Source organism: Acidocella facilis ATCC 35904 (assembly GCF_000687875.1).
In the GTDB taxonomy this organism is placed as follows: domain Bacteria; phylum Pseudomonadota; class Alphaproteobacteria; order Acetobacterales; family Acetobacteraceae; genus Acidocella; species Acidocella facilis.
This window is the reverse complement of record NZ_JHYG01000011.1, coordinates 24,399-35,857: the sequence shown is the minus strand read 5'-3', so window position 1 is coordinate 35,857 and position 11,459 is coordinate 24,399. Positions and strand designations below refer to the sequence as shown.

10 protein-coding genes and 2 tRNA genes are annotated in these 11,459 nt (G+C 63.9%); 10 read left to right on the top strand and 2 right to left on the bottom strand.

Features of this window, described 5'->3' with window-relative positions; translation table 11 throughout:
* Positions 1-85 precede the first annotated feature (85 nt).
* From T331_RS0113435 to phbB, 10 genes are all read left to right on the top strand, one after another.
* Positions 86-898 carry an ABC transporter permease gene (locus tag T331_RS0113435; RefSeq protein WP_051622376.1) on the top strand — a complete coding sequence of 271 codons (813 nt, stop codon included), beginning with the start codon at positions 86-88 and terminating at the stop codon, positions 896-898.
* A 25-nt stretch (positions 899-923) separates the two neighbouring features.
* Positions 924-1,925 (top strand): taurine ABC transporter substrate-binding protein, encoded by a 1,002-nt coding sequence (locus T331_RS0113430; RefSeq protein WP_026440388.1) that lies wholly within the window; start codon positions 924-926, stop codon positions 1,923-1,925.
* 3 nt (positions 1,926-1,928) lie between these two features.
* The gene (locus T331_RS0113425; RefSeq protein WP_026440387.1) at positions 1,929-2,672 is read left to right on the top strand and encodes an ABC transporter ATP-binding protein; all 744 of its coding nucleotides are present in this window, start codon (positions 1,929-1,931) and stop codon (positions 2,670-2,672) included.
* Between the two features lie 53 nt (positions 2,673-2,725).
* Positions 2,726-2,799, top strand: a tRNA-Gly gene (locus tag T331_RS0113420).
* 118 nt (positions 2,800-2,917) lie between these two features.
* Positions 2,918-2,994 (top strand) — tRNA-Trp (locus tag T331_RS0113415).
* A gap of 42 nt (positions 2,995-3,036) precedes the next feature.
* Positions 3,037-3,225, top strand: a complete 189-nt coding sequence (gene secE, locus T331_RS0113410) for a preprotein translocase subunit SecE (RefSeq protein ID WP_008492182.1) — start codon at positions 3,037-3,039, stop codon at positions 3,223-3,225.
* Positions 3,226-3,241: 16 nt separating this feature from the next.
* Positions 3,242-3,772 (top strand): transcription termination/antitermination protein NusG, encoded by a 531-nt coding sequence (gene nusG, locus T331_RS0113405; protein WP_008492181.1) that lies wholly within the window; start codon positions 3,242-3,244, stop codon positions 3,770-3,772.
* Positions 3,773-3,922: 150 nt separating this feature from the next.
* Positions 3,923-4,915 carry an HlyD family secretion protein gene (locus tag T331_RS18400; RefSeq protein ID WP_035180180.1) on the top strand — a complete coding sequence of 331 codons (993 nt, stop codon included), beginning with the start codon at positions 3,923-3,925 and terminating at the stop codon, positions 4,913-4,915.
* Positions 4,912-6,480, top strand: a complete 1,569-nt coding sequence (locus T331_RS0113395; protein ID WP_008492179.1) for an MDR family MFS transporter — start codon at positions 4,912-4,914, stop codon at positions 6,478-6,480. The genes T331_RS18400 and T331_RS0113395 overlap by 4 nt, the downstream gene beginning before the upstream one ends.
* A gap of 162 nt (positions 6,481-6,642) precedes the next feature.
* Positions 6,643-7,365: an acetoacetyl-CoA reductase gene (gene phbB / locus T331_RS0113390; RefSeq protein WP_008492177.1), complete on the top strand. Its 723-nt coding sequence runs from the start codon at positions 6,643-6,645 to the stop codon at positions 7,363-7,365.
* A 136-nt stretch (positions 7,366-7,501) separates the two neighbouring features.
* On the opposite strand, the gene gyrB is transcribed toward phbB, so the two are convergent.
* Both gyrB and T331_RS18395 read right to left on the bottom strand, forming a co-directional pair.
* Positions 7,502-9,937, bottom strand: coding sequence for a DNA topoisomerase (ATP-hydrolyzing) subunit B (gene gyrB, locus T331_RS0113385; protein ID WP_026440385.1), 2,436 nt, complete (start codon positions 9,935-9,937; stop codon positions 7,502-7,504).
* A 108-nt stretch (positions 9,938-10,045) separates the two neighbouring features.
* The gene (locus T331_RS18395) at positions 10,046-11,302 is read right to left on the bottom strand and encodes an AAA family ATPase (protein WP_051622375.1); all 1,257 of its coding nucleotides are present in this window, start codon (positions 11,300-11,302) and stop codon (positions 10,046-10,048) included.
* Between the last annotated feature and the right edge of the window lie 157 nt (positions 11,303-11,459).

Genomic DNA, 11,459 nt, shown 5'->3' with positions numbered 1-11,459 from the left:
GAAAATTCAGGCAATGCTGACGGCATGAGCGTGACACTCGGAGGTCTTTGCACAATGTTTAAACAAGCCTCCGTGAAAGCTTCCTATGGCCAAGACTGAGCGGGAATCGGTGTTCGCCCTGGGCGCGCGGTTGCCGCATGCGAGCGGGCTGACCACGATCATCGTACTGGCGGTGGCGCTCGCGCTGTGGGAGGCGGCCTCGTTGCTGCGGCTTTTCCCGCCTGTCGCCCTGCCCTCGCCTGGCGCGGTCTGGCAGGCTTTCGTCATTCTCTTCACCATCGGCTATGGCGGCCACACGATCTGGCTGGATATCGGCGCCAGCGCGCTGCGTGTGGCCATCGGCTTTCTCGGCGCGGTCGCCATCGGCGTGCCGCTGGGGCTGATGATGGCGCGGGTGGATCTGGTTTTCCGCATCATCGATCCGTTTCTGCAATTCATCCGCCCGGTGCCGCCTTTGGCCTATATCCCGCTGCTGGTGGTGTGGTTTGGCATTGGCGAACTGCCGAAGGTGCTGCTGATTCTGGTCGGCACCATCCCGGTGATCATCATCGGCACCATCTCCGGGGTGAAGGCGACACCGCCCTTGCGCCTGGCGGTGGCGCGCACGCTGGGCGCCACGCCGCGGCAGATTTTCAATCTCGTCGTGCTGCCCTCGGCCTTGCCGGAAATCTTCACCGCGATGCGGGTGGGCATTGGCGTCGCCTGGTCCTGCCTGGTCGCGGCGGAGCTGATCGCGGCGGATCAGGGGCTCGGCTGGCTCGTGCAATATGCAGGCCAGGCCTTGCAGGTTGCGGTTGTCATCGCCGGCATCATCGTCATCGGCAGTCTCGGCTATGCGATGGAGCTGGTGATCCGGCTCGTCGAGGCGCGCATCGTGCCCTGGCGCGGGCGTGAGTGAAATTTCAAACAAGCAAGGGGGCATCATGGTGTTAGGAATCTTACGGGCGGCACTTCTGGGCGCGGCGGGCCTTGGCCTGGGCGCCGGAGCGGCGCTGGCCGCGAAGCCGGATGTGGTCATCGGCTATGAGAATAACGGCGCTGATCCCTATATGGTCAGCCAGGGCCAGGGGCTTTTCCAGAAAGACCTCGATGCCAACGTGACGCTGAAATATTTCGATTCCGGACCGGCGGCGATGAGCGCGCTGGCCTCCAACTCGCTGCAATTCATGTGCGGGCTGGGTATGCCGCCTTTCGTCGCGGCGCTGACGCAAGGCTTGCCGCTGGCGATCATCTATAACCAGGAACGCTATACTTCGGCGGCCGGTATCGCCGTGCGGCCGGGAGCGGGGATCAATTCCATCGCCGACCTGAAGGGCAAGAAGATCGCCATCGTGCAAGGCTCGCAGGCGAATTTTGAGCTGGCGACCTTCCTGGCGCAGGCCGGCATTCCCTTCAACGCCGTGCATCAGATCAACATGTCGCCGCCGGAAATGCGGGTCGCCTACACCACCAAGGCGATCGACGCGGCCATCGTCTGGGATCCGGTGTTCGATGCGTTGCAGGCTCAGGGCGCGAAAGTGCTGAAGACCGATGCGGACCTGCCGCGCGGCGCCTCCTCCTACAATATCTGCATCGCCAACACCAACTGGGTGAAGGCGCATCCGGACCTGACCGTGCAGTTCATCAAGGCGCTGGATGAGGGGGTGACCTACACCAAACAGAACCCGCAACAGGCGCTGGCGATCATGGCCCAGCAGGCCGGCATCGATGAGAAGACCGCCGCCACCGAGCTGAAAGGCTATGAGATCTTCTCGGCCAAGGACCAGGGCAGCGCGGATGTGATGGGCGGTGGCGCGTCCTCCGCCACCGGCAAGACGCTGTCGGCCACCTCCGACGTGCTGATGAAGATCGGCCGCATCATGACGCCGCTGAAAGACCCCGGCGCGGCGGTGGATGCCAGCTTCGCGGCGAAAGCGGCGCAATAGTCCATGCCGATCGAGATCGCGCGCGTCACCAAAAGCTTCAAGGATGTACGCGCGCTGGATGAGATCTCGCTCACCGTCGAGGATGGCAGCTTCGTCACCATCCTCGGCGGCTCGGGCTGCGGCAAATCCACCCTGCTGAACATGCTGGCGGGGCTGGAGGCGCCGAGCACCGGGCGGATCACGCTCGATGGCCAGGAGATCACCGGCCCCGGCCCGGAGCGCGTGGTGGTGTTCCAGAAGGCCGGGCTCTATCCGTGGCTGAGCCTGCGCGACAATATCGCCTTCGGCTTAAGGCTGCGCGGGCGCTCCAACATCCCCTGGCGGGAGGTGGACCGGGTGATCGAGCTGATCGGGCTGAAGGGGTTTGAAAATCATCGCCCCTATGAGCTCTCCGGGGGCATGCAGCAGCGCGTCGCCATCGCCCGGGCGCTGGTGATGCATCCGCGGGTGCTGCTGATGGACGAGCCCTTCGGCGCGCTGGACGCGCAGACCCGCGAGACCATGCAGGCATTCCTCACCGAGCTGTGGGAGCGGATTCGCGCCACCGTGATCTTCGTCACCCATGATATCGACGAGGCGATCATGCTCGGCACCCGGCTGGTGGTGATGGGGGCGCGGCCAGGCCGGGTCTGCCTGGATGCGCCGGTGAAGCTGGGGCGCCCGCGCGGCTGGGACATGACGGCCAGCCCGGAATTTCTGGAGCTGAAACGCGCCGCCCGGCGGATTCTGGCCGGACAGCCGCATTGAGCCCCCCGCCCTTGCCTCCCAGCCCCGCTTTGGCTTAACCATGGGGCGCGCAAGCGGGTGTAGCTCAATGGTAGAGTCCCAGCCTTCCAAGCTGGCTGTGCGGGTTCGATTCCCGTCACCCGCTCCAAAGCGCGGATTTTAGCCCTCCGGGAGACCGGAACCGGTTTAAAATGCGCGACGGACAGGCCGGGGACTTGACATCCGGCGCTGCAAAGTGTGGAAGGCGCTTCCATGCTGGTACGGATAGGGGCGTAGCTCAATTGGCTAGAGCGCCGGTCTCCAAAACCGGAGGTTGAGAGTTCGAGACCCTCCGCCCCTGCCATCCCTATCCCAGCATTTTGCAGTTTTTGGAGAGTGGTCCGTCTTGGCGTTCAACGTGTTGAAATTCGCGCGCGAGGTTCGCACCGAGGCGAATCGTGTCACCTGGCCCTCCGGCAAGGAAACGGTGCAGCTCACCGGCCTCGTCCTGGCGATGGTGGTGATCATGGCCCTGCTGCTGCTCGGCGTCGATTCGCTGATCGGCTTTGGCATGCGCTCCCTCTTCGGCGCCTGAGATTAAGGAAGATTCGATGGCCAAGCGCTGGTACGTCCTGCACGTCTATTCCGGGTTCGAGAAAAAGATCGCCCAGCAGGTTAAAGAGCAGGCGGAGCTGAAGGGCTTTGCGGATCATATCGGCGACATCGTGGTGCCGACCGAGGAAGTGACCGAGGTTCGGCGCGCCCAGAAGGTGAATACCGAGCGCAAATTCTTCCCCGGCTATATCCTGATCAACATGGATATGACCGATGACACCTGGCATCTGGTCAAGGATATCCCGCGCGTCACCGGCTTTTTGGGCAGCAAGAACAAGCCGAGCCCGATCACCAATGCCGAAGCCGAGCGCATCATGAAGCAGCAGGAGGAAGGCACCGACCAGCGCCGTCCGGCTGTCATCTTCGAGGTGGGCGAGCAGGTACGCGTGGCCGATGGTCCCTTCACCAGCTTCAACGGCGTCGTCGAGGAAGTGGACGAGGAAAAGGGGCGCGTTAAGGTCTCTGTCTCGATTTTCGGCCGCTCCACCCCTGTCGATCTCGAATATGGGCAGGTTGAGAAGCTCTGATTCGGCAAGTCTGTCAGAATTTCTCACCATCTTGTAATTGCGGTTTAAGGCTCTATCTCTGGCTGCACATTTTGTGAGTCGGATGACGTGCCGGATACATCTTCTTCCTCTTCCCGGCGCCGCCTTCTGGTTGGCGCCGGTATTGTTGTCGTGCTGGTTGCCTTGGGCCTCTGGATCGTCAATTACCTGTTGGTCGGGCAATATATCGTCAGCACCGATGACGCCTATCTCGCCGCGGATTCCAGCCTGATCGCCGCCAAGGTCAGCGGCTATGTCGCGGACGTGGCGGTGAATGAGAACCAGGAGGTGACCAAGGGCCAGCTGCTGGCGCGCATCGACCCGCGCGATTACAGCAATGCGATGCAGGGGGCGCAAGGCGCGCTGGCCGCCGCCGAGGCGGATGTGGCCAATGACCAGGCCCTGCTGGCCCTGCAGCAATCCAAGATCGCCGCTGCCCAGGCCGCCCTGCAGGGCGATCAGGCCCGCCTCGCCTTCGCCACCCAGAATCAGCGCCGCTATAGCCGCCTCTCCAGCTCCGGCGCGGCGCCGGTGCAGACGATCGACCAGGCCGACACCTCGGTGCAGACCGCCCGGGCGGAGCTTGCCGCCGACAATGCCGGCCTGCAGGGCGCGCAGCGCCAGGTGGATGTGCTGAACGCCCAGCTCAAGCGCGCGCAGGCGGCGGTGACGCAGGCCCAGGCGCAGCTGGCCCAGGCCCAGCTCAATCTCGAACATACCGATATCCGCGCCCCCTTCGACGGGGTGATCGGCAACAAGACCGTGGCGGTGGGGGATTATCTGCAGCCTGGCACGCAGATCATGGCGGTGGTGCCGCTGGATCAGGTCTATGTGACCGCGAATTACAAGGAAACCCAGATCACCCATGTGCATCCGGGGCAGGATGTGACCATCCATGTCGATGGCTTCCCCGGGCTGAAGGTGCGCGGCCATGTCAACAGCATCAACCCGGCCTCCGGCCAGGAATTCGCGCTGCTGCCGCCTGATAACGCCACCGGCAATTTCACCAAGATCGTCCAGCGCGTGCCGGTGAAGATCCTGATCGATCTGACCCCGCAGGAAATCGGCAAATTGCGGCCGGGCATGTCGGTGGAGACGGATATCGATACGCGCAGCGGCTCATGAACGCCGCCGCCGCCGAGACAGTCCCGCTGCGGGCGAAGATCGCGGTGATGGGGGCGCTGCTGGGCGCCTTCATGGCGGTGCTCAATATTCAGGTCACCAACACCTCGCTGCCGGATATTCAGGGCGGCATCGGCACCGGGCTGGATAATGGCGGCTGGATCTCCACCGCCTATCTGATCGGCGAGATTATCGTGATCCCGCTCTCCGGCTGGCTCGCCGGGGTCTTCTCGCTGAAGCGCTATCTCATCGCCAACGCGGTGCTGTTCCTGTTTTTCTCGGCCGCCTGCGGGCTGACCTCCAATTTCCCCGAGATGGTGGCGCTGCGCGCGCTGCAGGGGTTTTCCGGCGGGGTGCTGATCCCGCTGGCGCTGGTCTGCGTGCTGACATTGCTGCCCCCGCACGCCCGGCCGCTCGGGTTTTCGATGTTCGCGCTGACCGCGACCTTCGCGCCGGCGATCGGCCCGAGCATCGGCGGCTGGATCACCGATGCCTATGGCTGGCGCTATATCTTCTACCTCAATCTGGTGCCGGGCGCGATCATGCTGCCGGCGCTGATGTGGGGGCTCTCGCCGGCGCCGATGCATCTGGACCGGCTCTGGAAGGGCGACTGGGTCGGCGTGTTCACCATGGCGATCGGGCTGGGCTGCCTGCAGACCGTGCTGGAGGAAGGCAACAAGGATGACTGGTTCAGCTCCGGCTTCATCACCAAGCTGTCGGTGATCTCCGCCGTGGCGCTGGTCTGGTTCCTGGTCCAGGAGCTGCGGCCGGGCAACGAGACGCCGCTGGTCAATCTGCGCCTGTTCGCGCGCTGGAATTTCGGCTTCTCCTCGATCGCCAATTTCATGCTGGGCTTCGTGCTCTATTCGGCGGTGTATCTGATCCCGCTTTATCTGGCCGTGGCGCATGGCTACAGCGCCGCCCAGTCCGGCGCGGTGATGGCCTGGATCGGCCTGCCGCAGCTGCTGATCATCCCCTGCATGCCCTTTCTGATGAAGCGGGTGGACCCGCGCCGGCTGCTGAGTTTGGGGTTTCTGCTCTTCTTCGTCAGCCTGCTCTGGAACCTCAATCTCGGGCCCAATGATAGCGGCCCGCAGCTTTTGATCCCGAATTTGATCCGCGCCGTCGGCCAGGCGATGGTGTTCCCGCCGATCACCATGATCGCCACCGCCGGCATCGCGGCGCAGGATGCGGGCTCGGCCTCGGCTTTGTTCAACATGCTGCGCAATCTGGGCGGGGCCATCGGCGTGGCGGTGGTGGAGACCTTCGTCACCAACCGGGAAAAATTTCATTCTTTCATCATCAACCAGCATGTCAGCCTGCTGCAGCCAGCGACGCGCCAGACCATCGCCGCCATGCAGCATTATTTCGAGGCGCATGGCATGTCAGATCCGGCGGCGGCGCGGCATCAGGCGATCATTCTGCTGGGCGAGACGCTGAAGCAGCAAGCCAATTATTTCGCCTATGGCGATGCCTTCGGGCTGCTGGCCATCGGCATGCTGGTGGCGCTGCTGGCCTCCTTCTTCATCCGCCGGCCAAGCGGACCGGCGGCCCCGGGCGGGCACTGAGCCGAATCCGGTTTTTGCTGCATTGCAGCAAAAGATTTCAAAAATTATGCGCCGCCTTGGAGCGGCGTTTCATGACAAAGCTCAATGCAGGGTGGTGTCAGGCCGGGCATTTGCGTCTTCTCGATAATCGATTAGGATTCGTAAAAAGAAGAGGAGGTCCAAATGGCTCGAGTTGCATTGGTAACGGGTGGAACGCGCGGCATCGGTGCTGCGATCAGCATCGCGCTGCAGAAGGCGGGGCGGCTGGTGGTGGCGAGCTATGCCGGCAACACGGAAGCCGCCGAGGCCTTTCACAAGGAAACCGGGATCGAGGTAATCAAGTTCGATGCCGGGAATTACGATCAGAGCGTCGCCGCGGTGAATGAGATTGCCGCCAAGCATGGCGCCATCGAAATTCTGGTGAATAATGCCGGCATCACCCGCGATGCGGTGCTAAGCAAGCAGAGCCGCGAGATGTGGGATGCGGTGATCGACACCAATCTCGGCTCCTGCTTCAATCTCTGCAAGGCGACCTTCGATGGCATGAAGGCGGCGAAGTTCGGGCGGATCGTCAATATCGGCTCGATCAACGGCCAGGCCGGGCAATATGGCCAGGTGAACTATGCCGCCGCGAAATCCGGCATCCATGGTTTCACCAAGGCGCTGGCCCAGGAGGGCGCGCGCTACGGGGTGACCGTGAACGCGATCGCGCCGGGCTATGTGGATACGGACATGGTGCGCGCGGTGCCGCCGGATGTGCTGGAGAAGATCATCGCCAAGATCCCGCGCGGGCGGCTGGGCAAGGCGGATGATATCGCGCGGGGGGTGTGCTTCCTGACCGCCGACGATGCGGATTTCGTCACCGGCTCGACACTCTCCATCAATGGCGGGCAGCATATGTATTAAAAGTTTTTGGGGTGCAGCCCTTTTTTCAAAAAGGGCTGCAAAACGTTTGGGGCGTTGGCAATGTCGTTGCCAACGCCCCAAACGTTTCTGGGGTGTTTTTGAAAAAACACCCCAGACCCCGAAAAACTTTTACAACTCAGGTATCGAGATTGGCGACCTTGAGGGCGTTGTTGACGATGAATTCGCGGCGCGGCTCCACCACGTCGCCCATCAGCGTCGAGAAGATCAGGTCCGTGCCCTCGGCGTCCGCAATCTTCACCTGCAGCAGGCGGCGCGCCTGCGGGTCCAAAGTGGTCGCCCACAGCTCTTCCGGGTTCATCTCGCCCAGGCCTTTGAAGCGGCTGATCACCAGCCCCTTGCGGCCATGCGCCAGCAGCGAATCCCACATCGCCGCCGGGCCGTACACCGGCTTCGCGGTGCCGCCATCGATGGACAGGGTGGCGTCGACATTGAACAATTCCGCCATGCGCTCGGCCCGCTCGGCCAGATAGCGCGCCTCGGCCGTGCGCAGCACCGCCGCATCCAGCGTGTAATGCTCGGCGACACCGCGCACGGTGCGGCCAATCTTCAGACCATATTCGTCCGAGGTGGCGACCCAGCCGCGCTCATTGGGCAGGGAAATCGCGTTCAGCCGGGCGGCCAAAGCTGCATCCTTGCCGGCATCGTTCAGCGCCGAGAGCGACATCAGCCCGGCAATCGCAACCTGCTCCAGATAGGTCTGCGGCAGCGTGTTCTCCATGCCGCGCAGCCGGTGCACGAGCTGGCCGATCCACACCGCCGCCTCGCGCAGCTCATCGCCGGAAATATCCCGCCCGCCGCTATGCAGCACCGAATCGCCCAGAGCGCGTTCAAGCAGGAAGGCCTCCAGCGCCGCGTCATCCTTCAGATAACGCTGATCATTGCCGCGCTTGGCCCGATAGAGCGGCGGCTGCGCGATATAGAGATAGCCCTGCTCGATCAGCTGCGGCATCTGCCGGTAGAAGAAGGTGAGCAGCAGCGTGCGGATATGCGAACCGTCCACGTCGGCGTCGGTCATGATGACGATGCGGTGATAGCGCAGCTTGGCGGCATCGAACCCGCCCTGGTCGCTCTCGCCCCGGCCGATGCCGGCCCCGAGTGCGGTGATCAGCGTGCCGACTTCCGCGCTGCTCAGCATCTTGTCGAAGCGGGCGCGCTCGACATTGAGGATCTTGCCCTTCAGCGGCAAAATCGCCTGATATTTGCGGTCCCGCCCCTGTTTCGCTGAGCCGCCGGCGCTGTCACCCTCGACCAGGAACAGCTCGGATTTCGCCGGGTCGCGCTCCTGGCAATCCGCCAGCTTGCCGGGCAGCGAGGAGATGTCCAGCACGCCCTTGCGGCGGGTCAGCTCGCGGGCCTTGCGCGCGGCCTCGCGGGCGGCGGCGGCGTCCATCACCTTCTGGACGATGTTCTTCGCTTCCTTCGGATGCGTCTCGAACCAGTGGCTCAGCGCATCGGCCACCGCCGCCTGCACCACCGGCTGCACCTCGGAAGAGATCAGCTTGTCCTTGGTCTGGGAGGAGAATTTCGGGTCCGGCACCTTCACCGAGAGCACGGCGGTCAGGCCTTCGCGCATATCCTCGCCGGAGATGTCGGCATTATCCTTCTTGCCGGCCATGCTCTTGGCATAGTTGCTGACGACGCGGGTGAGCGCGCCACGGAAGCCGGCGAGATGGGTGCCGCCATCGCGTTGCGGGATGTTGTTGGTGAAGCAGAGCGTGGTCTCGTGGTAGGAATCGTTCCAGATGCAGGCGAACTCCACCTTGATGCCGTTCTCCTTCGCCTCGCTGGCGGCGGTGATCGGGGCGGGCAGCAGCGGGGTCTTGGCGCGGTCCAGCCAGAGGCAGAATTCCTTCACCCCGCCATCGTAATGGAACTGGTTTTCCTGGAAGGGCTGGTGGCGCTCATCGCGCAGCACGATGGCCAGGCCCGAATTCAGGAAGGCCAGCTCGCGCAGCCGGCGCTCGAAAATCGCGTAATCGAACTCGGTATGGGTGAAGGTGGCGGCGGAGGGCTTGAAGCTGACCTCGGTGCCGTTGGGATGGTCTGACGGCCCAACCACTTTCAAAGGCTGCACCGTGTTGCCGTTCTCGAAGCGGATGAAATGCTCCTGGCCGTTGCGCCAGATCCGCACCTCCATCCAGTCCGACAGCGCGTTGACCACCGCCGCGCCGACGCCGTGCAGGCCGCCGGAGACCTTGTAGCTGTTCTGGTTGAACTTGCCGCCGGCATGCAGCTTGGTCAGCACCACTTCGGCGGCGGAGACGCCTTCTTCGTGGTGGATATCGGTGGGGATGCCACGGCCATCGTCGCGAATGGTCATCGAGCCATCGCCGTTGAGCACCGCCTCGACCCGGCTGGCGAAGCCGGCCTGGGCCTCGTCCACCGCGTTATCGATGATCTCGAAGCCCATATGGTGCAGGCCCGAGCCATCATCCGTGTCGCCGATATACATGCCCGGCCGCTTGCGGACGGCATCCAGCCCCTTCAGAACACTGATCGACGCGGCGTCATAGGCATCGTCTTGCGGGGTCGGCTGCGGCGTATCGGACATAATCTGGGTCAGGCTCCGGACTCGGGATGGGAGCCGGTTTTATACAGGATTTCGCCGCGAAAGCCTAATGCCGCCGGCGCCTTTCAGCCCGCCCGGCGGCAAGCGCTCTCAGGCCGCCTGTGCCGGAGCGAGGGTGGAGGGCAGAGCGATCTCCAGCGCCTTCGCCAGCGCCGCGATGCCGGCGCGATACGGCCCGCGCGGCCGCGCCGCCAGCGTGCCGGCGGTGGTCCTGCCCCCCACCTCGCGCGGCAGGTCCGGGATCACCACGGACAGGTTCTGACTCAGCCGGTCCTCGATATATGCCACCGGCAACCCGCCTGGCATGCCGGCCTTGTTGAGCAGCAGCAGCGGGCGGGGGGCCTGCGCGGAGCCGCCGGGCAGACTCATCCAGGCCTGGGCGTGGCGCAGCGAAATCTCCGTCGGGTCCAGCACGATAACGCGGCGCTGGGCATTGAACAGCAAGGCCCGCGACAAGGGCGAGAGCCGGGCACCGATATCCGCCACCATATAGTTATAGCGCGGGCGAATCGCCTCCAGCAGCTGCGCCACCGCCTCCGGCGTGGGCGGCGCCGCCCAATCCAGGGCTTCCTGGCCGGCGATCACGTCCAGCCGGTCCCCGGCGCGGAACACGCAGCGTTCGACCAGCAGCTGGTCCAACCGTTCCGGCGATTCCAGCACCGCCGCCAGGCCGCGACTGGCCGGAATATCCAAATTCAACGCCAACGTGCCGCAATTGACATCGCCATCCATCAGCACCGTGTGCCGGCGCAGGATCTCGGACATGTACCAGCCGAGATTGGCCGCCACCGTGCTGCACCCCACCCCGCCGCGGGCCGCGCACAGCGCGATCATCTCGCCGCCGCGCGGCTGGCTCACCGCGCCGTTGCGCTTATCGATCAACGGCAGGAAATAGCGCGTCACCACCTCCTCGTTCAGCGGCTTGGCGAGATATTCGCTCACCCCCATCGTGCGCACGACGGTGCGGTAGAAATTCACATTCTGCACCTCGCCCACCGCCAGCACGATGGTGCCGGGATCGACCACATCCGCGAGATTCATCAAGGCGTTCATCGGCTGGTCCTCGCCGGAGAGATCGACCAGCACGATCTCGGGCGTGACAATGCCGGCGAGGATGGTGAGGGCCTGGTTGAAATCCGCCAGATGCACCTGATTGCTGTTGGGGATGTGCCCGGCCAGGGCGCTGTGCAGCACGGCGGCACTCGGTTCGTCCCGGACAAAGCCGATGAAGGCCTCGCGCTTCACCGTCCGCCGCGGGGGCGCCGGGATCAGGCTGTTGCTGTAAAACCCGGACTGGCTTTCCAAAAAGGCCGGCAACTTCACACGGGCGGGCGAAACATCCTGCATGGCACATCTCCTCAAGACTCAGAAGTTTTTTGCAGGACTTCGTTGCCGGGAGATTAATATCGGGAATGGGTTACGGCAGATTCATTTTCCCGCCCCGCAGCCCAGCCATGCGGTTGCGGTGAGTCGCGCGGCGCTCTATCAGCGCCGCTTCATTTTG